Below are 22,936 nucleotides of genomic sequence, written 5' to 3'. Positions count from 1 at the left end.
ATCCGCGCCGTTCCCTGCCATCTGCGGGCGGCAGGATGAGTAGGGGAGAGCAACACCGATACGCGCCGTCCGGCCGCCGCCTGGCGGCCGGCTGCGCGCGACTGTAGCCGCCGGCCGGGCCGGCTCCATGGAACAAGCACGGGAAGGCTTTATGGATCTGCTGCGGTTTCTGCTTCTGCTGCCGGTGCGCCTGGTGCGCGGACTGCTGACCGGGATCGGCTGGCTGCTGCGCCCGCTGCTGGGCGAGCTGCATTGGTCGGCGCCGGCCTGGATGCCGGCCACGGCGGCCGCCGCGCGGCGGCGGCCCCTGCATTTCGCCGGCGGCACGGCGGCCGCCGTGCTGCTGGCCGTCGGCGGCTGGTTCGGCTGGCAGTGGTACCAGCACCGCCCGAAGCCGCCCGAGCCGGAGCGGGTGAACTTCGAGGCCAAGGCGCCGGCGATCACCGACTACACCGCGCAGACCATCAGCTTTCCTCCGCTGGACGTGCGCTTCTCGGGTTCCGCCGCGCCGCTCGCGCGGGTCGGCAAGCCGGTGCCGGAGGGCATCGTGATGCAGCCGGCGGTGAAGGGCGAATGGCGCTGGGTGGGCGACCGCCTGCTGCGCTTCCAGCCGGCCGAGGACTGGCCGGTGGGCCGGCACTTCGAGGTGCGCTTCGACGTGCCCAGGGTGTTCGCGCCGCACGTGCGGATGGCCGACGATCGCTTCGCCTTCGACACCCGGCCGTTCGAGGCCCGTCTCGGCAGCGGCGAGTTCTACCAGGACCCGCAGGATCCGGCCGCCAGGAAGACCATCGTGCAGGTCCGCTTCAACTACCCGGTGGACCCGGCGCAGTTCGAGAAGCGGGTGTCGCTGGCGCTGCTGCAGCGCGACGGCACGCGCGGGCCGGAGCTCAAGTTCAGCGTCACCTACGATCCCTACAAGCTCAACGCCTGGGTGCACTCGCAGCCGCTGGACCTGCCGCGCGACGACGGCGCGGTGCAGTTCCGGCTGGACAAGGGCGTGCGCAGCGCGCGCGGCGGCGACGGCACGGACGAGGCGATCGAGAGCCGGGTGCGCGTGCCCGGCCTTTACAGCCTGGCGCTGGACGAGATCAGCCCCACCCTGGTCGACAACGACAGGTACGAGCCGGAGCAGGTGCTGGTGCTGCATTTCAACGGCGCCGTGCGCGACGGCGACGTGGCCGGCCTGGTGCGCGCCTGGGTGCTGCCCAGACGCAAGCCCGGCGTCGCGCAGGACGAGGACGCGCCGCCCTACGCCTGGGGCGGTTCGGAGGTCGGCGAGGCGGTCCTGCGCCAGTCCACCCCGCTGGCGCTGGACGTGGTGCCCACCGAGAACGACTTCGCCGAGCTGCAGAGCTTCAAGTACCGCGCCGAGCCGGGCCAGCGGATCTACGTGCGGGTGGAGCGCGGGCTGAAGTCCTTCGGCGGCTACATGATGGGCCGGCCGCGCGTGGAAACCTTCACCGTGCCGGACTACCCGAAGCTGCTGCGCTTCATGGCCGACGGCGCGCTGCTGCCGCTGAGCGGCGACCGGCGCGTCTCGGTGGTGGCGCGCAACCTGCCGGGCATGAGGCTCGCCATCGGCCGCGTGCTGCCCGACCAGCTGCAGCACCTGGCCAGCCTCAACCAGGGCAGCTACGCGCGTCCCTCGCTGCCGTGGAATTTCGGCGAGGATCACATCGTCGAGCGCTTCGAGCAGAAGGTCGCGTTCCCGGCCGGCGAGCCGGGCAAGGCGCACTACGAGGGCGTCGACCTCTCGCAGTACCTCAAGGACGGCAGACGCGGCGTGTTCCTGCTGCACCTGTCCGCCTACGATCCCAAGGCCGAGGCGCGCAAGGCGAAGGCCGCCGCCAAGGCGCAGGACGAGGCCGGGCAGGGCTATGCCGCGCCGCCGCCCGCCGACGAGGCCGAGCCCGGCAGCTACGACGAAGCCGCAAGCGGCGAGGGCGACGAGGCCGGCGGCGACGATGCGGGCGACGGCGGTGACGTCCCGCAGGACACCCGCCTGGTGGTGGTCACCGACCTCGGCCTGATCGTCAAGCGCGCGCTGGACGGCAGCCAGGACGTGTTCGTGCAGTCCATCCACGGCGGCCAGCCGGTGGCCGGCGCCAGCGTCGCGGTCTACGCGCTCAACGGGCAGGTCCTGTTCACCCAGTCCACCGGCGCCGACGGCGTGGTGCGTTTCCCCACCTTCAAGGGCCTGGAGCGCGACAAGAAGCCGGTGATGTACGTGGTGCAGAAGGACGGCGACCTGTCGTTCCTGCCGATCGGCGCCTACGACCGCCAGCTCGACTTCTCGCGCTTCGACATCGGCGGCGAGCGCAACGCGGTGAACCAGGGCCAGCTGTCCGGCTACCTGTTCTCCGACCGCGGCATCTACCGGCCCGGCGACACCTTCCACATCGGCCTGATCGTGCGCGCCGCGAGCTGGACGCGCAGCGTGGCCGGCATCCCGCTGCAGGCGGAGATCGTCGACCCGCGCGGCGTCACCGCCAGGCGCGTGCCGCTGAGCATGGACGAGGCCGGCTTCGGCGAGCTGGCCTACGCGCCGGCCGAGGCCGCGCCCACCGGCACCTGGACGGTGAACCTGTACATCGTCAAGGACGGCCGGCCCGGCGCGCAGATCGGCAGCACCACGGTGCAGGTGAAGGAGTTCCTGCCCGACCGCATGAAGGTCGCGGCGAAGCTCTCGCCGCAGCTGCCCGAGGGCTGGGTCAAGCCCGACCAGCTCAAGGCGCTGGTGGACGCGCAGAACCTGTTCGGCACGCCGGCCGCCGGCCGCCGCGTGGAGGGCGCGCTCACCCTGCGCCCGGCCTGGCCCGCCTTCCATAGCTGGCCCGACTACCACTTCTACGACGTGCGCCGCGCCAAGGAGGGCTACGAGGAGACGCTGGAGGATGCCAGGACCGACGACCAGGGCCACGCCGAGTTCGCGCTGGACCTGAAGAAGTACGCCGACGCCACCTACCAGCTGTACTTCCTGGCCAAGGTGCACGAGGCCGAGGGCGGCCGCAGCGTGGCGGCCGCGGCGCAGACCCTGGTGTCCGCCAACGACTGGCTGGTCGGCTACAAGGCCGCCGACGGCCTGGACTACGTGAGCCGCGGCGCGACGCGCGCGGTGCGGCTGGTGGCGGTGGACCCGCGGGCCAGGTCGATCGCGCTGGACGGCCTGCGCGCGCAGCTGGTCGAGCGGCGCTACGTCTCCGTGCTCACCAAGCAGCCCTCCGGCGTCTACAAGTACGAGTCCAGGCTCAAGGAGATCCAGGTGAGCGAGCAGCCGCTGAACATCGCGGCCGGCGGCACGGACTACCCGCTGCCCACCGACAAGCCGGGCGACTACGCGCTGGTGATCCGCCGCGCCGACCGCACCGAGGTCAACCGGGTGGACTACTCGGTGGCGGGCGCGGCCAACCTCGCGCGCTCGCTGGACCGCAACGCGGAGCTGCAGCTGCACCTGGACAAGAGCGACTACGCGCCGGGCGAGCGCATCGCCATCGACGTGCGCGCGCCCTACGCCGGCAGCGGCCTGATCACCCTGGAGCGCGACAAGGTCTACGCGCACGCCTGGTTCCACGCCGACACCACCGCCTCGGTGCAGCACATCACCGTGCCGGCGGACTTCGAGGGCAACGGCTACGTCAACGTGCAGTTCGTGCGCGACCCGTCCTCCGACGAGGTCTTCATGAGCCCGCTGAGCTACGGCGTGGTGCCGTTCTCGGTGGACCTGGACGCGCGCCGCAACGCGGTGACGGTGGATGCGCCGGCGCTGGTCAGGCCGGGCGAGACGGTCACCTTCAAACTCCGTGCCGCCAGGCCGACCCGGGCGGTGGTGTTCGCGGTGGACGAGGGCATCCTGCAGGTGGCGCGCTACAAGCTGGGCGACCCGCTGAAGTTCTTCTTCCGCAAGCGCATGCTGGAGGTCGGCACTTCGCAGATCCTCGACCTGGTGCTGCCTGACTTCGCCAAGCTGATGGCGATGGCCGCGCCGGGCGGCGACGCCGACGCGGCGATCGGCCGCCAGCTCAACCCGTTCAAGCGCAAGCGCGACAAGCCGGTGGCCTACTGGTCCGGCATCGTCGACGTGGACGGCGAGAAGGACCTCGACTACGCGGTGCCCGACTACTTCAACGGCAGGCTGCGCGTGATGGCGGTGGCGGTGTCGCCGCAGCAGGTCGGCACCTGGGAGGGCGCCACCACCGTGCGCGGCGACTTCGTGCTGTCGCCCAACGTGCCGGCCACGCTGGCGCCGGGCGACGAGGCCGAGGTCAGCGTGGGCGTGGCCAACAACCTCGCCGGGCTGGGCGGCAAGGCGGTGCCGGTGAGCGTGAAGCTGGCCACCGGCCCGCAATTGCAGGTGCTGGGCGCCGCCACGCAGACGCTCGATCTGGGCGAGATGCGCGAGGGCGTGGTGCGTTTCCGCGTCAGGGCCACCGACCAGCTCGGCTCCGGCAGCCTCAGCTTCGTCGCCGGCTACGGCGGCAAGTCGGCGCGGCAGAGCGTGGACCTGTCGGTGCGCCCGGCCTCGCCCTACCGCGCCCAGGTGGACGTGGGCCGCGTGGACGCCGGCGGCAAGGCCGACCTGCCGGGCCTGCGCAAGCTCTACGACGCCTACGCCTCGCGCGAGGCGGCGGTGTCCCCGCTGCCGGCGGTGCTGCTGCAGGGCCTGGCCAGCTACCTGGTGAACTTCCAGAACTACTGCAGCGAGCAGCTGGTGAGCATGGCGATGCCGCGGCTGGTGCTGTCGCGCTGGCCGCAGGTACCGCTGTTCCAGCACGCGCTGCAGCCGGCCTTCGGCGACAGGAAGGTCGGCAACGCCGAGCTGCTCTCGCGCAGCCTGGACGTGCTGCGCAGCCGCCAGAACGGGCAGGGCGGCTTCGGGCTGTGGACGGCCACGCCGGACAGCGAGCCGTTCGTCTCGGCCTACGTCGTGCACTTCCTGCTGGAGGCGCGCGAGCGCGGCATGGACGTGCCGAAGGACATGCTCGACGCCGGCGACCGCTACCTGCGCCAGCTCGCCGCCGACGGCAGCGTGGACTCGCTGCAGGGCCTGCGCGAGCGCGCCTACGCGGTGTACCTGCTGACCCGCCAGGGCAACGTCACCACCAACGACCTGGCCGCGGTGCAGAAGCGCCTGCAGGAGGCCTACCCGAAGCAGTGGCCGGACGACCTGGCCGCCGCCTGGCTGGCGGCCTCCTACCAGCTGCTCAAGCAGGACCGCGAGGCCGCGCGGCTGATCGCCGGCCCGGAGAAGCTGCTCCGACGCAGCGCGGTGGGCGACTACGACTACGGCTACTACTACGACCCGCTGATCCGCGACGCCAGCGTGCTGTACCTGCTCGCCAGGCACTTCCCGGAGCGCGCCAAGGCGCTGCCGCCGCGGGCGCTGGAGAACATCGTCGAGCCGCTCTCGCACGGCTGGTACAACACGCTGTCCTCGGCGATGACCCTGCTGGCGCTGGACGCCTATGGCGCCGACGCGGCGCCGGGGCTGGACAAGCTCGGCATCGGCGAGGTGCACGCGGACGGCAGCGTCAGGCCGTTCGCGGCGCCGCAGGGGGGGCTGGTGCAGGCCGGCAGCTGGAGTCCCGCGGCGGCGCGGCTGCGCTTCACCAACGGCAGCGACCTGCCGGCCTGGTGGGTGGCCAGCCAGGGCGGCTACGACCGCGACGCGCCCGCCAAGGCGATCGCCGAGGGCATCGAGATCGTGCGCGAGTACACCGATACGGACGGCAAGCCGCTGGACCGGATCGCGCTGGGCGAGGAGATCGACGTGCACGTGAAGATCCGCGCCACCGGCGACCAGGGCGTCGGCAACGTGGCGATCGTGGACCTGCTGCCGGGCGGCTTCGAGCCGGTGATCGAACCGCCGCCGCCGGTGACCGACCACCAGGACGACGGCAGCGGCGACCGCGACCAGGGCGGCGACAGCGAAGTGGCCGCCTCGGCCTGGCGCTCGCCGATCGGCCTGGACAGTTCCAGCTGGCGGCCCGAGTACGCGGACATCCGCGAGGACCGCGTGGTGATCTACGGCACCGCCACCCCGGACGTGCGCGAGTTCGTCTACCGCATCAAGGCCACCAACGCGGGCCGCTACGCGGTGCCACCGGCCTACGGCGAATCGCTGTACGACCGCCGCGTGCAGGCCCGCTCCGCCGGCGGCGGCACGCTCACCGTCACCGACAAACCATGATCTCCACGCGATCACTCCCTCTCCCCGCCGGGGAGAGGGCCGGGGTGAGGGGCCGGCGCTCGCGGCAGCGTCGGATTTGCCGCCTCTGAACCTACCCGCCCGCCGTGAACCTCCAAGCCCGCCTGAAGCCGCTCGGCCACACGCTGGCCCGCTGGCTGCACCGCTGGCAGAACGGGCTGGTGGGCCTCGCCCTGCTGGCCGCCGTGCTGCTGGGCTGCCGGCTGTGGCCGCACCCGCCGCTCAAGGCATGGCTGCCGTCTTCCACCGCCGTCTACGACGACCGCGGCCGCCTGCTGCGCCTCACCCTGGCCAGCGACGGCCGCTACCGCCTGTGGGTGCCGCTCAAGGACGTCGCGCCGCCGCTGGTGGGAGGCGTGCTGCTGCACGAGGACCGCTGGTACCGCTGGCATCCCGGCGTCAATCCCTACGGCCTGCTGCGCGGCGCCTGGGTCACCTACGTGCGCCACGGCCACCCGCAGGGCGGCTCCACCGTCAGCATGCAGCTGGCGCGCCTGCTGTGGCGGCTGGACACGCGCACGCCACTGGGCAAGCTGCGCCAGATCGCGCGGGCGCTGCAGCTGGAGCTGTGCTACTCCAAGGACGCGATCCTGGAGGCCTACCTCAACGCCGCGCCCTACGGCGGCAACGTCGAGGGCGTGGCGGCGGCCAGCCTGGCCTACTTCGGCAAGCCGGCCGCGGCGCTCACCCTGCCGGAGGCGCTGACCCTGGCGGTGGTGCCGCAGGACCCCTCGCGCCGCCTGCGCGCGCCGCGGCAGGGCGTGATCAACCCGCCTTTGGCCGAGGCGCGCAACCGCCTCTACGCGCGCTGGCTGCGCCGCCATCCGCGGGACGCCGCGTGGGCGCCGCTGTTCCGCCTGCCGCTGGCGCTCAGGCCGTTGTCGCAGCTGCCGTTCGAGGCGCCGCACGCGGTGGAGCAGGTCCTCGCCGCGCGGCGGCTGGCCGGCGACGACGGCGGCGCGCGGATCGACACCACGCTGGACCTCGACCTGCAGCACAGCCTGGAGCGCCAGCTGCGCCAGTACGTGCGGCGCAACGACGCGCGCGGCATCCGCAACGCGGCGGCGCTGCTGATCGACGTGCGCGACATGGGCGTCAAGGCGCTGGTCGGCTCGGCCGACTACTTCGATGCGGAGATCCAGGGCCAGGTCAACGGCACTGCCGCCAAGCGCTCGCCGGGCTCCACCCTCAAGCCCTTCATCTACGCGCTCGGCTTCGACCAAGGCGTGCTGCACCCGCAGACCGTGCTGCGCGACGTGCCCACCGCCTTCGGCCCGTACCAGCCGGAGAACTTCGACGGGCATTTCCTGGGGCCGGTCACCGCCACCGAGGCGCTGATCCGCAGCCGCAACATCCCCGCCGTATGGGTGGCCTCGCAGCTGGCGCAGCCGAGCTTCTACCAGTTCCTGCGCGACGCCGGCGTCGGCCGCCTGGCCAGCGAGCGCCACTACGGCCTGGCCCTGGTGCTGGGCGGCGGCGAGGTGACCATGCAGGAGCTGGGCGGGCTGTACGCCATGCTCGCCAACCGCGGCGCGCTGAAGCCGCTGCGCTTGCTCGCCGCCGATCCGCAGCCGCCGGGCACGCGCCTGTTGAGCGAGGAGGCGAGCTTCATGGTGATGGACATGCTGCGGCAGAACCCGCGCCCCGACGCGCCGGTGCTGGGGCAGCCCGCGCGCCTGCCGGTGTACTGGAAGACCGGCACCTCGTGGGGCTTCCGCGACGCCTGGACCGCCGGCGCGTTCGGCCCCTACGTGCTGGTGGTGTGGGTGGGCAACTTCGACGGCAGCGGCAATCCCGCCTTCGTCGGCGTGGACGCGGCCGCGCCGCTGTTCTTCGCCATCGTCGACGCGCTGCGCGCCGAGCACGCCGACCTCGCCGAGCCGGTGCGGCGCATGCCGCCGAACCTGAAGCGCGTGCAGGTCTGCCTGGCCAGCGGCGAGCTGCCCGACCAGTGGTGCCCGCAGAAGGGCTGGACCTGGTTCATCCCCGGCAAGTCGCCGATCCGGGTGAGCAACGTGCACCGCCCGGTGGTGATCGACGACGCCACCGGGTTGCCGGCCTGCCCGCCCTACGAGGGCAGGCGCACGCACGTGGAGGTGTACGAGTTCTGGTCCTCGGACCTGCAGCGCGTGTTCGCCCAGGCCGGCATCCCGCGCCGGCAGCCGCCGTCCAACCCGGCCTGCGCCGGCGCCGGCCGCTCCGACGGCGACCCGCCGCGGATCACCTCGCCGCTGCGCGGCAGCACCTACGCGATGCGCCTGAAGCAGCTCGGCCAGGAGCGCATCGCCTTCAGCGCCACCAGCGACGCCGACGCGCACACGCTGTACTGGTTCGTGGACGACGCCTACCTCGGCAGCAGCGCACCGGGCCAGGCGCTGTTCTGGCAGCCGCAGACGGCGGGCAGCTACACCGTGCGCGTGGTGGACGACCACGGCCGCAGCGACCAGCGTCCGCTGTCGCTGACCCTGGTCGACTAGCCCGCGAGCCTTGTTCCCTCTCTCCCTGGGCGGCGGCAGCGCTTGACTCCCTCTCCCCTCCGTGGAGAGGGCCGGGGTGAGGGGCCCGGGGCTCGCCCAGCCCTTCCATGGTGCCGTCCTTCCCCTAAACGCCACGACGCCCGTCATGCCCCAAGTCATGGCAGCCCCACCGCACGCCTGCGCTATGCTCCCGCGTCTCGTCCACCGGAACCGTCCGCGACGATGCCGCCCGCCGCCGTCTCCTACTACCGCGCCACCGCCGCGCCCTACGTGCCCTACGCGCCGCTGAGCGGGCGGCACGAGGCGCGCGTGGCGGTGGTGGGCGGCGGTTACGCCGGGCTCAACACCGCGCTGGGCCTGGCCGAGCGCGGCGTGCGCGACGTGGTGCTGCTGGAGCGCGAGCGGATCGGCTTCGGCGCCTCCGGGCGCAACGGCGGCTTCGTGTTCGCCGGCTACTCGCTGGGCGAGCAGGCATTGCTCGACCGGCTCGGCGAGGCGCGCGCCCGCGCGCTGTTCCGGCTCACCCTGGACGGCGTGGCGCGCATCCGCCGGCGCATTGCCGACTACCGCATCGCCTGCGACGCGGTGGACGCCGGCGTGATCTGGGCCAACTGGTTCCGCGACCCGCGCGTGCTGCGCGCGCGCCAGCAGCTGCTGGCCGAGCGCTACGGCGTGGAGTGGGAATGGCTGCCGGAAAGCGCGCTGCGCGGCCTGGTGCGCAGCGCGCGCTACCACGACGGCCTGTACGAGCGCGACGCGCTGCACCTGCACCCGCTCAACTACGCGATCGGCCTGGCCGGCGCGGCCTCCGCGCTGGGCGTGCGCATCCACGAGGGCAGCGGCGCGCAGCGCCTGGAGCGGACCGGCGCGCAGTGGCGCGTGCGCACGGCGGAAGGCGAGGTGCTGGCCGAACAGGTGGTGCTGGCCTGCGGCGGCTACCTGGCCGGGCTGGAGCGGCGCATCGACCGCGCGATCCTGCCCGTCGCCACCTACGTGATGGCCACCGAGCCGCTGGGCGACCGGCTGGAGGAATGCCTGGCCACGCGCGCCGCGGTCTACGACACCCGCTTCGCCTTCGACTACTACCGCCCGCTGCCCGACACGCGGCTGCTGTGGGGCGGCCGCATCAGCGTGCTGGACCGCCCGCCGCGCGCGGTGCAGCGGCTGCTGCTGCGCGACCTGCTCAGGGTGTTCCCGCAGCTGGAGGGCGTGCGCGTCGAGCACGCCTGGTCGGGCCTGATGAGCTACGCGCGCCACCAGATGCCGCAGCTCGGCGGCGACGGCCACGGGCTGTGGTGGGCGCAGGCCTTCGGCGGCCACGGGCTCAGCTCCACCTGCGCGGCGGGCGAGCTGCTCGCCGCGGCGATCGCCGCGGGCGACGGGGGCTGGCGGCAATTCGCCGACTACGGCCTGCAGCGCACCTGGCGGCCGCTGGGTTTCCTCGCCGCGCAGGCCAGCTACTGGCGCGCCGGCTTCGACGACTGGCTGAAGACGAGACTGGAAGGATGAGCGAAACGGCTTCGACGCCGGGCGAGATCGCCTGGGCGGACTTCGAGAAGGTGCTGATCGTGGCCGGCACGGTGACGCGGGTGGAACCGTTCCCCGAGGCGCGCAAGCCGGCGTGGAAGGTGTGGGCCGACTTCGGCCCCTACGGCGAGAAGAAGACCAGCGCGCAGATCGCCGCGCTGTACCGGGCGGAGGACCTGCTCGGCCGGCAGATCGTCGGCGTGATCAATTTCCCGGAGAAGCAGATCGGCCCGTTCCGCTCGCAGTTCCTGCTCACCGGCTTCCCCACGCCGGAGGGCGTGGTCGTCACCACCACCGAGCGCGCGGTGCCGAACGGCACGCGGCTGGCCTGAGGGCCGCACGGTCGCCGTGCCTGCCCGGAAGGCCGGAGGGGCGTTTCCGCCCGCTTTCCCTTCGTGGCCGAGGGAGGCGCGGTCTGGCGCGATGCGTCCGCGCTTCGCCCGGCGCCGGCCCGCGCGGTTCCAGGCCGCGCCGCTACCCTTGGGTGATCCCGCGGATGGGACGATGGAGGCATGACGTGATCCTGCGCGAAGCGACGATGGACGATGCGGGCGGGCTCGCCCGCCTGGCCGGCGAGCTCGGCTATCCCACGCCGGCCGGCGAGATGGCCGCGCGCCTGCAGGTGCTGCTGCGCGACCCGGCGCACCGCATCCGCGTCGCCGCGGACGATGGCCGGCTCGCCGGCTGGATCGACGTGGAGCGGCGCTGCACGTTGGAGTCGGGCGAGCGCTTCGAGATTGCCGGCCTGGTGGTGGACGCGGCCGCGCGCGGCCGCGGCGTGGGGCGGCGGCTGGTGGAGGACGCCGAGGCCTGGGCGCGCGGGCAGGGCGCCGCGACGATCACCGTGCGCTCCAGCGTGGCGCGCGAGCTGTCGCATCCGTTCTACCTGCGGCTCGGCTACGAGCGGCGCAAGACCCAGCACGTGTATGCCAAGGCGCTGGCCCCGCCTGCCAGCATCGCGCCATAGCGCGGCCAGCCCGCTTGCCGGGGCGGGTGGCAGCCTGGGCAAACCCCTTTCCTCCACGGAGCCGACCATGCGCCTCGGGCATTGCCTCGCCATCCTCCTGCTGGCCGTCGCTTCCAGCGCCGCGATGGCGGCCGGTCCCCACGCGAATCCCGCCTGGACCGCGCCGCAGCGGCCGTTCCGCATCTACGGCAACACTTGGTACGTGGGCACGCGGGGGCTCGGCGCCATCCTGGTCACCTCGCCGCAGGGCCACGTGCTGATCGACGGCACGCTGCCGGAGAACGCGCCGCTGGTGGAGGCGAACATCCGCGCGCTCGGCTTCCGGCTGCACGACGTGCGCGCCATCCTCAACTCGCACGCGCACGTCGACCACGCCGGCGCGATCGCCGCGCTGGCCCGCGACACCGCCGCCGGAGCGACCTCCGTGGGAGCGGCCTCCGGCCGCGATAGCCATGAGCCCGGAGCCACCGTCTACGCCAGCACCGCCGGCGCCCGCGCGCTGCGTGCCGGCGGCGACGATCCGGACGACCCGCAATACGGCGAGATCCCGCACTATCCGCCCGTCCCGGCCGCGCGCGCGGTGGCGGACGGCGGCACGGTGCGCGTGGGCGAACTCGTGCTGACGGAACACGACACTCCCGGCCACACGCCCGGCGCCGCCACCTGGACCTGGCGCTCGTGCGAGGACGGACGCTGCCTGTCCATGGTCTATGCCGACAGCCTCTCGGCCTTCGCCGGCGACCGCTACCGCTACGGCGACCCGGCGCATCCGCAGCGCGTGGCCGCGTTCCGCCGCAGCCTGGCGACGCTGGCGGCGCTGCCCTGCGACGTGCTGATGACCCCGCACCCGGAAGCCAGCGACCTGCTGGCGCGCGCGGCGGCGCATGCGCGCGGCGCGCGGCCGGACCCGCTCGTCGATGGCTCCGCCTGCCGCCGCTATGCCGCGAAGATGCAAGCCATGCTGGACGCGCGGCTGGCCAAGGAGCGCGCGGCGGACCGCGGCAGGAAGTAGACCGCGACCGCGCTCAGTCGCCGGCGGCGTCGCGCACGCGCAGCGGCAGCTCGCCGTCGGCCAGCCGCGCGCGCAGCGGCTCGCCGGCCTCGACGCCGCGCACCGAGCGCACCACGCGGCCGTCCGCGTCGAACAGGATGGCGTAGCCGCGCTCCAGCGTGGCCAGCGGGCTGACCGCGTGCAGCGCGCGCGCCGCCTGGCGCAGGGTCAGCCGCTCGCGTTCCAGCCGGCGGATGATCGCCTGCCGCAGCGCGCGCGCGTCGGCGTCGAGCCGGCGGCGCAGCGGCTGCAGGCCGGGGCGGGGATGCTGCGCGAGCAGGCGCGCCTGCAGCCGGTCCAGCCGCGCGAGGCGCTGCCGCAGCGCCTCGCGCGCCGCGGCCAGCAGGCGGCGTTCGAGCTGTTCCAGCCGCAGGGCGTCGCGCGCCAGCCGCGCCTGCGGGCGCTGCGACTGCAGGCGCGCCTGCAGATGGTCGAGCCGCTGCGCCAGCGATTGCAGGCGGCGTTGCTCGAGCGAGCGGAGCTGCTGTTCCAGCTGGCGCAGGTGGCGCTCCACGGCGGCCGCGTCGGGCACCAGCAGCTCGGCCGCCGCCGAGGGCGTGGGCGCGCGCAGGTCGGCGGCGAAGTCGGCGATGGAGAAGTCGATCTCGTGGCCCACCGCGCACACCACCGGCACCGCGCTGGCGGCCACGGCGCGCGCGACCGCCTCGTCGTTGAAGGCCATCAGGTCCTCCAGCGAGCCGCCGCCGCGGGTCAGCAGCAGCGCGTCGTAGCGGCCGCAGGCGGCGGCCTTGCGCAGCATCGCCACGATCGCCGGCGGCGCCTCGCGGCCCTGCACCGGCACCGGCAGCACCTCCACCTCCACCAGCGGCCAGCGCCGCGCCAGCACGCTCAGCACGTCGCGCACCGCGGCGCCGGTGGCCGAGGTGATCACGCCGAGGCGGCGCACGTAGCGGGGCAGGGGACGCTTGCGCGCGGGATCGAACAGGCCCTCGGTGTCGAGCCTGGCCTTCAGCTCCTCGAACTGCCGGCGCAGCGCGCCCTCGCCGGCCGGCTCCATGTGCTCGGCCACCAGCTGGAACTCGCCGCGTGGCTCGTACAGGCCGACGCGGGCGCGCACCAGCACCTGCATGCCGTCGGCGGGCCGGAAGCGCAGCCAGCTGCTCCTGGGCTTGAACATCGCGCAGCGCACCTGCGCGGCGCTGTCCTTCAGGGTGAAGTACAGGTGCCCCGAGGCCGGCCGCGAGACGTTGGACAGCTCGCCCTCCACCCACACCAGCGGCAGCGCGTCCTCCAGCAGCCCACGCACCAGCCGGTTGAGCGTGCTGGGGGTGAGGATGTGGCGCGGGGGCGCGTTGTCGCCGGGCGTCTGCATGGACCGTCGAGCCTAGCACGGGCTGCTTGGAGAACAAGCGCTTGCCGGTGCCTGTGAAAGAACTTTCTCGCCTCCCGCCGCTGCGGGCCGAGGGCGGGGGCGGCCTTCCGCCGCGACGGCTCCATCGGCCTCGGGCCGCCGGCCTCATGCCCCCGGATGGCGGCACCCCTCCACCCTCGTGGAAGCGGCCTCCGGCCGCGATGCGCTGCTCCCGTCAGGCCGCGGCGCAGACGGCTTCTGGTGGAACATGGGGGAAGCGTGGACAGGCGCTCAGGCGGCGTCGTTGCGATGCCGCCGGCGCTGGCGCCAGGCGTCGATGCCGAGGTTGAGCGCGAACCACGCCGCGATCGCCGCCAGCGGCCAGGCGAGCGCGGCGGGCCAGAGCGCGCCGACCACGGCCAGCGCCAGCAGCAGGACGGTGCCGCCGAGCAGCGGGCCGGTGGCGGTGTCGCCCAGCTCGCGGCGGTCGGTCAGCGCGGCGCCGACGCGGTTGGCGATGCGCAGCGCGCCCGCCGCCGCGCGGCCCGAGCTGCCGCCTGCGCGGCGCGGCCGCGGCGGGCGCGCCTGGGTGCTGCTCACGCGCTCGCCGCTGCGGTAGCGGCGCGGCGCCAGCACGATCTCGGTGGCGTCGGCCAGGTCGCGCTCGTACTGCGCGGCCAGCTGCGTGGCGAAGCCGGCGTCCTCGACCGCCACGTCCAGCTCGTGGTTGTTGAGCCAGCTCGCCACGTTGAGGTTGGACGAGCCCACCCGCGCCCACAGGCCGTCGGCCACCGCGGTCTTGGCGTGCAGCATCGAGCCGTTCCACTCGAACACGCGGATGCCGGCCTTCAGCAGCGGCCGGTAGCCGGAGCGCGACATGCCCGCCACCATCGGGATGTCGCTGCTGCCGGGCACCAGCAGGCGCACGTCCACGCCGTCGCGCGCGGCCGCGGCCAGCGCCTGCACGTAGGGCGCCACGCCGACGAAGTAGGCGTCGGTGAGCCACAGCGTCCGCCGCGCCATCGCGGCGATCAGCTGGTCCAGCCGGTACATGCCGGCGGTGGAGGGCTGGGTGGCGATCACCCGCAGCGCCACGTCGCCGGCGATGGGGGGAACCTCGTCGCCGAAGTCCGGCAGCGGCGGGCCCATGCCGCGCCAGTTCTGCGCGAAGGCGTGCTCCAGCTCCGCCACCGCCGGGCCGCGCAGCGCCACGCCGGTGTCGCGCCATGGCGGCACGCCGCGCCGGGGGTCGCCCAGCCACTTGGCGCTGATGCACACGCCGGAGAGGAAGCCGAGCCGGCCGTCCACCGCGAGCAGCTTGCGGTGGTCGCGGCTCAGCCAGCCGAACGATTGGCCCAGCTTCGGCGGGTTGAACACGCGCACCTCGCCGCCGGCCTCGCGCAGCGGCTTCCAGAACCGGCCGCGCGACTGGCCCAGGCAGCCCATCCAGTCGCAGATCACCGCCACCCGCACGCCGGCGCGCGCGCGCTCGACCAGCGCGTCGCGGAAGGCGCGGCCGACCTCGTCGTCGCGGATGATGTAGTTCTCCAGCAGCACGCGCCGCCGCGCGCCGCGGATCGCCGCCAGCCAAGCGGCGTAGTGCGCCTCGGCGTCGATCAGCAGCTCCACCGCGTTGCCGCCCAGCAGCGGCGCGCCGGCGGCGCGGCTCAGCGCCTGCTCGGCGAGCAGGCGGCTGGCGGTGGAGGCGAGCGGCAGCGAGGGCATGCCGGGGAGTGTAGGGCATGCCTGCGACGATGCCGTAGATGCGCTGCGGCGAAGGCTTCTGCCATGATCGGCGCATGTCGCCCCAGCTCCGCTTCACCGACACCGATGCCTGCGCGCGGCACCTGGCCGAACGGCTGGGAGCGCACCTGCGCGTGGCGGCGCCGCTGGGACTGGGCAAGCCGCACGGGCTGCTCAACGCGCTCTACCGCCTGGTCGCGGCGGACGCCGCGCGCTCGCTGACCCTCTACACCGCGCTCTCGCTGACCCGGCCGCGGCCGCGGCCGGGCCTGGAGGCGCGCTTCCTGCAGCCGTTCCTCGACCGCCACTTCGGCGCCGACTGCGAGGACCCCGCCTACGCGCTGGACATGGCGCGCGACGCGCTGCCGGGCAACGTGGCGGTGCACGAGTTCTACCTGCAGTCCGGCGCGCTGCTGCACGCCGGCCGCGCGCAGCGCGACTACATCAGCCAGAACTACACCCACGTGGCGCGCGACCTGGTGGTGCAGGACATCAACCTGCTGGTGCAGCTGGTGGCGCGGCGGGAGACGGCGGACGGCGCGCGCTACAGCCTCTCCTGCAACCCCGACCTCACGCTGGACTTCCTCAGGCGGACGGAGCAGGCCGGCATGCCGCGGCCGCTGTGCGTGGCGGTGGTGCACCCGGAGCTGCCGTACCTGAGCGGGCACGCGCAGGTGCCGGAGCGCTTCTTCGACGTCGAGCTGGCGCCGGCGCACTCGCCGCGCCTGTTCGCGCTGCCGCGCCAGCCGGTGGAGCCGACCGAGTACGCGCTCGGCCTGCACGCCAGCGCGCTGGTGCGGGACGGCGGCTGTTTGCAGATCGGCATCGGCGCGCTGTCCGACGCGCTGGTCAAGGCGCTGCTGCTGCGCCAGCAGGACAACGCCGCCTGGCGCGAGGGCCTGCGGGCGCTGGACGCGGAAGGCGCCACGCAGGCGCTGGCCGGCCACGTCGGCGGGCTCGAAACGTTCGCCGCCGGCCTGTACGGCGCCAGCGAGATGGTGATGGACGGCTTCATGCACCTGGCGCGCGCCGGCATCCTCAAGCGCCGCAGCTGGGACAACCTGGCGCTGGAGCGCGCCGCGGCCGCCGGCCGGCTGCACCCGGACACGCCGGGCGGGCACTGGCTGCGCGGCGCTTTCTTCCTCGGCACGCGCGAGCTGTACGAGTGGATCGCCGCCACCGAGGCGGCCGACCCGGACGCGATCGACATGTGCCCGGTGTCCAACGTCAACCAGCTCTACGGCGACCACCAGGCGCTGGCCGCGCTGCAGCGGCGCGGCGCGCGCTTCTTCAACACCTGCATGATGGCCACGCTGCTCGGCGCGGCGGTGTCCGACGCGCTGGACGACGGCCAGGTGGTGAGCGGCGTGGGCGGGCAGTACAACTTCGTGGCGATGGCGCACGAGCTGCCGGACGGCCGCTCCGCGCTGCTGCTGCGCGCGACCCGGCAGGGCCGGCACGGGGTGGAGACCAACATCCGCTGGAACTACGGCCATACCACCATCCCGCGCCACCTGCGCGACCTGGTGGTCACCGAGTACGGCGTGGCCGACCTGCGCGGCAAGAGCGACGGCGAGTGCATCGAGGCGATGCTGTCGGTCTGCGACGCGCGCTTCCTCGACGCGCTGGCCGCGGAAGCCAAGGCGCACGGCAAGCTGGCGCCGGACTTCCGCGTCCCCGAGGCCTGGCGGCGGCACCGCCCGGAGTGCCTGCGCGAGGCGCTGCGGCCGCTGGCCGAGCGCGGGCTGCTGCCGGCGTTCCCGTTCGGCAGCGACTTCACCGAGGTCGAGCGGCGCCTGCTGCAGGCGCTGGAATGGCTCGAGCGCCGCGGCGGCAGCTGGCGCGGGCGCGCGGCGCTGCTGGGCGCGCTGCTGCGCCCCGGCGAGCCGGCCGGAAGCGAGGCGGAGGCACTGCAGCGCATGGACCTGGCGCAGCCGGCGAGGCTCGCCGACCGGCTGCAGCGGCGCCTGCTGCAGGCCGCGCTGCGCCGCGCCGGCTGAGCGACAGCGGGCGGTCACGTCGGCGCAAGGGCGATCGGCTATCCTTGGCGACATTCGCCGCAGTCCTGCGGCCTGGTTTTTGTGTGGTTTCGGCATGAGCGAGACATCCCGGCAGCCGCGCGAGGCGGCGCCCGCGCCGCGCCGCCCGAGCGTGGGCGTGAGGATCGGCAAGGTGACGGTGGGCGGCGGCGCGCCGGTCGTCGTGCAGTCGATGACCAACACCGACACCGAGGACCCGGCCAGCACGGCCAGGCAGATCGCCGAGCTGGCCCGCGCCGGCTCCGAGCTGGTGCGCATCACGGTGAACACGCCGGCCGCCGCCGCGGCGGTGCCGCGCATCGCCGAGCGGCTGGCGATGATGGGCGTGGAGGTGCCGATCGTCGGCGACTTCCACTACAACGGCCACCAGCTGCTGGAGTCCGAGCCCGCCTGCGCCGAGGCGCTGGCCAAGTACCGCATCAACCCCGGCAACGTCGGCTTCGGCAAGAAGAAGGACGGCCAGTTCGCCGCGATCATCGAGAAGGCCATCCAGTTCGGCAAGCCGGTGCGCATCGGCGCCAACTGGGGTTCGCTGGACCAGGCGATGGTCGCCACGCTGATGGACGAGAACGCCAGGCGCGCCGAGCCATGGGACGCCGCCCACGTGGCGCGCGAGGCGCTGATCCGCTCGGCGCTGGACTCGGCGGCGAGGGCCGAGGAGATCGGCCTGCCGCGCGACCGCATCATCCTCTCGTGCAAGGTCTCCGGCGTGCAGGAGCTGATCGCGGTGTACCGCGACCTGGCCGGGCGCTGCGACTACGCGCTGCACCTGGGCCTCACCGAGGCCGGCATGGGCTCCAAGGGCATCACCGCCTCCAGCGCGGCGCTGGCGGTGCTGCTGCAGGAGGGCATCGGCGACACCATCCGCATCTCGCTCACGCCCGAGCCGGGGCAGTCGCGCACCGCCGAGGTGGTCGTGGCGCAGGAGCTGCTGCAGACCATGGGCCTGCGCGCCTTCACCCCGCTGGTCACCGCCTGCCCGGGCTGCGGCCGCACCACCAGCACCTTCTTCCAGGAGCTGGCCAAGACGGTGCAGGAGCACGTGCGGGCGAAGATGCCCGAGTGGCGCGTGAAGTACGACGGCGTGGAGAACCTCACCCTGGCGGTGATGGGCTGCGTGGTGAACGGGCCGGGCGAATCCAAGCACGCCAACATCGGCATCTCGCTGCCCGGCAACGGCGAGGCGCCGTCCGCGCCGGTGTTCATCGACGGCGAGAAGGCGGTGACCCTGCGCGGCGACAACATCGCCAGCGAGTTCGTCGGCATCCTGGACGACTACGTCAGCCGCAAGTACGCCAGTCGCGCCGGCTGAAGCCGTGGAAGCGCGCGGTCCGCGGAGCGGCTGGCGCACATCGAACATGGGCGATGTGCCATTGGCAGTGCGGCAAGCACAGCGAAGGCATCGGTCAGGAAAATGGAAGCCCGGTTGTCCCGGCAAGGCAAGGTTGGTCGAACGCTGGGGTCGACAGATTGCAGCACCTTACGGGCAACCTCAGCGAAGAAGGTAAGGATCGATATCACGAGCAGATTCGCGGACATCTGCCACTGATTGCCAGTGCTCTCTCGAGGGGCTAGTCAAACCGGCCGCATCCATGGCCTGAGGCATCCCTTTCGCGCCAGTGAAGTGGTTGCAGGTGGTCGTCCGTCGCTCAACGGAGCGCTTCCGCAAACCTTGCTAGTACGGCAGCGACCGTCTGCGGATCGAGAGGGGCGGAAGCGGCCCGCAGGCGCGCTTCCGCACTGGCCACGATCCCGGAGGCCGATTCCAGTACGTCACGGCCTTTCGTCGTCAGCTCGGTCCTTTGGACGCGCCCGTGTTCAGGATGGGGCGTCCGCGAAATGAAGCCTGCGCGCTCGAGAGCGACCAGGATGGCCTGCATCGTCTGCGGGGTCACAAAAGCCCGGCGCGCGAGCGCGGCGTTCGAGGCTCCTGCCTCCTCCCTCAGATAGGTGAGGACCGCGTACTGGGGTGTAGTCAGCCCGATCTCCCGCAGTCCGGAGTCCAGACGGGTGCGCAGCGCCTGCTGGGCCAGCTTCAATGCATAGCCGATCGTCGCGTACGGATCGCTCATCTTCGGGTGGGTCCCGCCGCTTGACATATCAGGGTCCTTATATAAGTATCAGCACACTGACACTATCGCCTTGCCCAACGAAAGGAAACCCAGTCATGCCCCATCTGATCGGACCCGATTTCATCGGCATTCAAGTTGAAGACCTCGATGCCGCACGTACCTTCTACACCGAAGTCGTCGGGCTGAAGGCCGCCGACAAGAGTCCCCCCGGCGCCGTCGTGTTCGATACCAGGCCCATCCCGTTCGCCGTCCGCACCCCATTGGTCGAACTCAAGGGAACGGACGAACTGGGCGAGGGCATCGCCATCTGGTTCGGCTGCGATGACGCCGACGCGCTGCATGACCATCTCGTCCGGCACGGGGCGCACATCGTCTTCGCGCCGAAGGACGGGCCGTTCGGCCGCTACTTCGCGTTCCGCGACCCGTTCGGCTACACGATCACCCCCCATACGGTCGAGAAGTCCTGAGCACGGCGACCCGAGGAAATCAAGATGGCGGATTCCAGTCGACTGTTCGTCACCGGTTCGACCGGCGGGCTCGGACGCCTCGTGATCCGCGAACTCCTCAAGCGGGTTCCGGCGGGCAGCATCGTGGCGGGCGTCCGCTCGACCCGTCACGACGTCGCCAGGCAGTTCGCCGCGCAAGGCGTCGAGGTCCGCGTTGCCGACTACACGCGGCCCGACACCCTGTCGGCGGCCTTCGAGGGCATCGATCGGCTGCTGCTGATCTCGTCGAGCGCGATGGGCGGCCGCACTGCCCAGCACGGGAATGCCATCGAGGCCGCGAAGGCCGCAGGTGTCGGCCTGCTCGCCTATACGAGCCTGCTCCATGCCGACGCCTCGCCCCTCGGCCTCGGCGAGGAACACCGGCGGACCGAAGCGCTCCTGAAGGCGTCCGGCCTCCCGATCGTGCTGCTCCGGCATGGGTGGTATACGGAGAACCACCTGGCCTCCGTCCCGCCAGCGCTGCAATATGGGGCGGTGCTCGGCAGCGCGGGCGAGGGCCGTTTCTCGACCGCGACGCGCGCGGACTTCGCCGAGGCGGCCGCCGTCGTGTTGACGACCGATGGTCATGCGGGGCGCGTCTATGAATTGGCCGGCGACGAGAGCTACACCCTGGCCGACCTCGCCGCCGCGATCGCGGCGGCCTCCGGCCGGCCGGTCGTCTACAAGGACATGCCCAAGGCGGACTTCAAGGGCGCCCTTGTCGGCATGGGGCTTCCCGAGGACGTGGCGGAACTTGTCGCGGACTCGGACGCCGCCGCCTCGACGGGTGGACTGGAGGACAACGGCCGCCAGCTGAGCGCGTTGATCGGCCGCCCGACGACCCCTTGGCGCCAGACCGTCGAGCAGGCGGTTGCCGCCACCTGAACCCGGCGCTCCGGATGGATGCCATGCGCCGCCGACCCGCGCGATGCCGGCGGACGCGGCGGCCTCGGCCCGATGCAGCTCAGTTCGCACTCGTGCGCAGCGGTCGTGCGTTTTTCTTCAGGCGGTGGCGTCTTGCCGCAGCAGCTCGGCAGCGTGCAGCGGCGCGGCGCCATGCCAGGGCACATCGTCGCAGGGCTGGTCGGCCAGCGCCCGGGCCTGGGCGAGGAAGGCGCCGCGCGGGATTTCCACCGCGCCGAGGGCCAGCAGGTGCGGATTGCCCACCTGCGCGTCGATCAGCGGGAAGCCCCAGCCGCGCAGCCGCCGCGCCAGCGCGCACAGTGCCAGCTTGGAGCCGCCGCTCTCGGCGCTGAACATCGATTCGCCGCAGAACAGCCGGCCCACCGCCACGCCGTAGATGCCGCCGACCAGGCGCGCGCCGGCCCATACTTCCACGCTGTGCGCGTGGCCCTGCGCGTGCAGGGCGGCGTAGGCCTCGATCATCGCCGGGCCGATCCAGGTGCCGCGCTGGCCCGGCCGCGGCGCGGCGCAGGCTTCCATCACGGCGCGGAAGGCGCGGTCCACGGTGACCGTCCAGTCCTTGCCGCGCAGCTGGCGGCGCAGGCTGCGGTTGGGCCGCAGGCGCGCGGTGAGGAAGACGCAGCGCGGGTCGGGCGACCACCACAGGATCGGCTCGCCTTCGTTGAACCACGGGAAGATGCCCTGCCGGTAGGCGGCGAGCAGGCGGCGCGGCGAGAGGTCGCCGCCGAAGGCGAGCAGGCCGTTGGGCTCGGCCAGCGCCCGCGCCGGATCGGGGAACGCCTCGGGCGCGTCGTCGCGGAGCAGGGGCAGGCGGATCATCGCTGGGCGTAGGGCGAGTGCGTGGCCAGGTCGTCCAGGTAAGCGTCGACGGCCAGCGCCTCGCGCGCAAGCGCGGCGCGCACGGCGTCGCGGAAGCGCGGGTCGGCGATGAAGTGCCGCGAATGCGTGCGCACCGGCAGGAAGCCGCGCGCCAGCTTGTGCTCGCCCTGCGCGCCGGGCTCGAAGCGCTCCAGGCCCTCGGCGATGGCGTACTCGATGCCGCGGTAGTAGCACAGCTCGAAGTGCAGGCCGGGCACCTCGACGGCGGCACCCCAGTAGCGCCCGTACAGCGTCGTGCGGCTGCGCAGGAACAGCGCCATCGCCACGATGCGTCCGCCGTCGCGCGCCAGCGCCACCTGCACGGCGTCGCCGAAGGCGCGCAGGCCGGCGAAGAAGCGTGGCGTCAGCGCCGCATGGTTGCCCTTGGCGTCGAAGGTCGATGCGTAGAGCGCGTGCACCGCGCGCCACTCGTCCGCCGGGAGCGCGGCGCCGGCGCGCATTTCCACGGCGAGGCCGCTGGCGGCGACCTGCGCGCGCTCGTGGCGGATGTTCTTGCGCTTCTTGTGGCTGAGCGTGGCGAGGAAACCGTCGAAGTCGCGGTAGCCGCGGTTGGGCCAGTGGAACTGCACGTCCGAGCGCGCCAGCCAGTCGCCGTCGAAGGTCGCCGTCTCCGCCTCGGGCAGGAAGTTGGCGTGCACCGAGGACAGGCCGTGGCGCTCGGCCTCCGCGCGCATCGCCTGCGCCAGCGCGCGGCGCAGCAGCGGGGCGTGCGCGCCCTCGCCGGCGAGCAGGCGAGGGCCGGTCACCGGCGAGTAGGGCACCGCGTTGAGCAGCTTGGGGTAGTAGTCGCCGCCGGCGCGCTCCCAGGCGCTGGCCCAGCTCCAGTCGAACACGAACTCGCCGTGCGAGTTGCCCTTGAGGTACAGCGGCGCGGCGGCGACCAGGCGGCCGCGCTCGTACAGGCCCAGGTGATGCGGCTGCCAGCCCCAGTCCTCGCGGATGCAGCCGTCGCGTTCCAGCGCGTGCAGGAAGGCGTGCGCGAGGAAGGGGTTGTCGTCCGGCCGCAGCGCGTCCCAGTCGGGCGCGGCGATGTCGGCGATGCGGTCGTGGAAGCGGGCTTCGATCACGGGTCGATCATGCCATTGCCATCCAGTCGCATGCCGGTTCCCTCTCCCCTCCGGGGAGAGGGTCGGGGGTGGGGGGCCGGTCCTGCCGCATCACCCGGACGTGTCGTGGTAAGAATCTCGAAGCGGAAGATCGTCATCCCAAGCCGAGCCGAGCGTCGGGGCTAGGTTGGCCCTTCACCCTAGCC

Annotated in this window: 15 protein-coding genes; 10 read left to right on the top strand and 5 right to left on the bottom strand. The window is 73.1% G+C overall.

Annotated features, from left to right (window positions below):
* The first annotated feature begins 151 nt into the window (after positions 1–151).
* From C7456_RS06585 to C7456_RS06560, 6 genes are all read left to right on the top strand, one after another.
* Positions 152–6,190, top strand: a complete 6,039-nt coding sequence (locus C7456_RS06585; RefSeq protein WP_109722947.1) for an alpha-2-macroglobulin family protein — start codon at positions 152–154, stop codon at positions 6,188–6,190.
* A gap of 104 nt (positions 6,191–6,294) precedes the next feature.
* A complete protein-coding gene (pbpC, locus tag C7456_RS06580; protein WP_245889793.1) occupies positions 6,295–8,685 on the top strand; it encodes a penicillin-binding protein 1C in 2,391 nt (796 codons plus the stop codon).
* A 222-nt stretch (positions 8,686–8,907) separates the two neighbouring features.
* Positions 8,908–10,194, top strand: coding sequence for an NAD(P)/FAD-dependent oxidoreductase (locus C7456_RS06575; protein WP_109722946.1), 1,287 nt, complete (start codon positions 8,908–8,910; stop codon positions 10,192–10,194).
* On the top strand, positions 10,191–10,544 hold the full coding sequence (locus C7456_RS06570; protein WP_109722945.1) for a tRNA-binding protein: 354 nt from the start codon (positions 10,191–10,193) through the stop codon (positions 10,542–10,544). Before C7456_RS06575 ends, C7456_RS06570 begins: the two co-directional genes overlap by 4 nt.
* A gap of 185 nt (positions 10,545–10,729) precedes the next feature.
* Positions 10,730–11,179: a GNAT family N-acetyltransferase gene (locus tag C7456_RS06565; RefSeq protein WP_109722944.1), complete on the top strand. Its 450-nt coding sequence runs from the start codon at positions 10,730–10,732 to the stop codon at positions 11,177–11,179.
* A gap of 67 nt (positions 11,180–11,246) precedes the next feature.
* Positions 11,247–12,191 (top strand): MBL fold metallo-hydrolase, encoded by a 945-nt coding sequence (locus C7456_RS06560; RefSeq protein ID WP_109722943.1) that lies wholly within the window; start codon positions 11,247–11,249, stop codon positions 12,189–12,191.
* Between the two features lie 13 nt (positions 12,192–12,204).
* Here the strand turns inward: C7456_RS06560 and xseA are convergent, their stop codons facing one another.
* The gene (xseA, locus tag C7456_RS06555; RefSeq protein WP_109722942.1) at positions 12,205–13,563 is read right to left on the bottom strand and encodes an exodeoxyribonuclease VII large subunit; all 1,359 of its coding nucleotides are present in this window, start codon (positions 13,561–13,563) and stop codon (positions 12,205–12,207) included.
* Between the two features lie 270 nt (positions 13,564–13,833).
* Positions 13,834–15,267: a phospholipase D-like domain-containing protein gene (locus tag C7456_RS06550; RefSeq protein ID WP_109722941.1), complete on the bottom strand. Its 1,434-nt coding sequence runs from the start codon at positions 15,265–15,267 to the stop codon at positions 13,834–13,836.
* A gap of 74 nt (positions 15,268–15,341) precedes the next feature.
* On the opposite strand from C7456_RS06550, the gene C7456_RS06545 reads away from it, so the two are divergent.
* The gene (locus tag C7456_RS06545; protein ID WP_109723090.1) at positions 15,342–17,285 is read left to right on the top strand and encodes an acetyl-CoA hydrolase/transferase C-terminal domain-containing protein; all 1,944 of its coding nucleotides are present in this window, start codon (positions 15,342–15,344) and stop codon (positions 17,283–17,285) included.
* A 94-nt stretch (positions 17,286–17,379) separates the two neighbouring features.
* Entirely contained in the window at positions 17,380–18,636 is a 1,257-nt protein-coding gene (ispG, locus tag C7456_RS06540) for a flavodoxin-dependent (E)-4-hydroxy-3-methylbut-2-enyl-diphosphate synthase (protein WP_109722940.1), read from the top strand.
* Positions 18,637–18,973: 337 nt separating this feature from the next.
* Here the strand turns inward: ispG and C7456_RS06535 are convergent, their stop codons facing one another.
* Positions 18,974–19,396 carry a MarR family winged helix-turn-helix transcriptional regulator gene (locus C7456_RS06535; protein ID WP_109723089.1) on the bottom strand — a complete coding sequence of 141 codons (423 nt, stop codon included), beginning with the start codon at positions 19,394–19,396 and terminating at the stop codon, positions 18,974–18,976.
* A gap of 95 nt (positions 19,397–19,491) precedes the next feature.
* Here C7456_RS06535 and C7456_RS06530 point away from each other — a divergent pair, with 95 nt between their 5' ends.
* Entirely contained in the window at positions 19,492–19,863 is a 372-nt protein-coding gene (locus C7456_RS06530; protein WP_109722939.1) for a VOC family protein, read from the top strand.
* Positions 19,864–19,887: 24 nt separating this feature from the next.
* Positions 19,888–20,766 (top strand): SDR family oxidoreductase, encoded by an 879-nt coding sequence (locus tag C7456_RS06525; protein ID WP_109722938.1) that lies wholly within the window; start codon positions 19,888–19,890, stop codon positions 20,764–20,766.
* A gap of 117 nt (positions 20,767–20,883) precedes the next feature.
* Here C7456_RS06525 and aat read toward each other — a convergent pair whose 3' ends face one another.
* Positions 20,884–21,624 (bottom strand): leucyl/phenylalanyl-tRNA--protein transferase, encoded by a 741-nt coding sequence (gene aat, locus C7456_RS06520; RefSeq protein ID WP_109722937.1) that lies wholly within the window; start codon positions 21,622–21,624, stop codon positions 20,884–20,886.
* Positions 21,621–22,751 (bottom strand): GNAT family N-acetyltransferase, encoded by a 1,131-nt coding sequence (locus tag C7456_RS06515; protein ID WP_109722936.1) that lies wholly within the window; start codon positions 22,749–22,751, stop codon positions 21,621–21,623. Before C7456_RS06515 ends, aat begins: the two co-directional genes overlap by 4 nt.
* Positions 22,752–22,936: the final 185 nt, after the last annotated feature.

The organism is Fulvimonas soli, from assembly GCF_003148905.1.
Lineage (GTDB): Bacteria > Pseudomonadota > Gammaproteobacteria > Xanthomonadales > Rhodanobacteraceae > Fulvimonas > Fulvimonas soli.
This window is presented reverse-complemented; position numbering and strand designations above follow the sequence as displayed.

Coding starts and splice junctions, on each gene's coding strand:
- aat (WP_109722937.1), bottom strand. CDS start 21,624: ATGATCCGCCTGCCCCTGCTCCGCGACGACGCGCCCGAGGCGTTCCCC.
- C7456_RS06575 (WP_109722946.1), top strand. CDS start 8,908: ATGCCGCCCGCCGCCGTCTCCTACTACCGCGCCACCGCCGCGCCCTAC.
- C7456_RS06585 (WP_109722947.1), top strand. CDS start 152: ATGGATCTGCTGCGGTTTCTGCTTCTGCTGCCGGTGCGCCTGGTGCGC.
- C7456_RS06545 (WP_109723090.1), top strand. CDS start 15,342: ATGTCGCCCCAGCTCCGCTTCACCGACACCGATGCCTGCGCGCGGCAC.
- C7456_RS06560 (WP_109722943.1), top strand. CDS start 11,247: ATGCGCCTCGGGCATTGCCTCGCCATCCTCCTGCTGGCCGTCGCTTCC.
- C7456_RS06525 (WP_109722938.1), top strand. CDS start 19,888: ATGGCGGATTCCAGTCGACTGTTCGTCACCGGTTCGACCGGCGGGCTC.
- xseA (WP_109722942.1), bottom strand. CDS start 13,563: ATGCAGACGCCCGGCGACAACGCGCCCCCGCGCCACATCCTCACCCCC.
- C7456_RS06570 (WP_109722945.1), top strand. CDS start 10,191: ATGAGCGAAACGGCTTCGACGCCGGGCGAGATCGCCTGGGCGGACTTC.
- C7456_RS06530 (WP_109722939.1), top strand. CDS start 19,492: ATGCCCCATCTGATCGGACCCGATTTCATCGGCATTCAAGTTGAAGAC.
- ispG (WP_109722940.1), top strand. CDS start 17,380: ATGAGCGAGACATCCCGGCAGCCGCGCGAGGCGGCGCCCGCGCCGCGC.
- C7456_RS06550 (WP_109722941.1), bottom strand. CDS start 15,267: ATGCCCTCGCTGCCGCTCGCCTCCACCGCCAGCCGCCTGCTCGCCGAG.
- C7456_RS06535 (WP_109723089.1), bottom strand. CDS start 19,396: ATGAGCGATCCGTACGCGACGATCGGCTATGCATTGAAGCTGGCCCAG.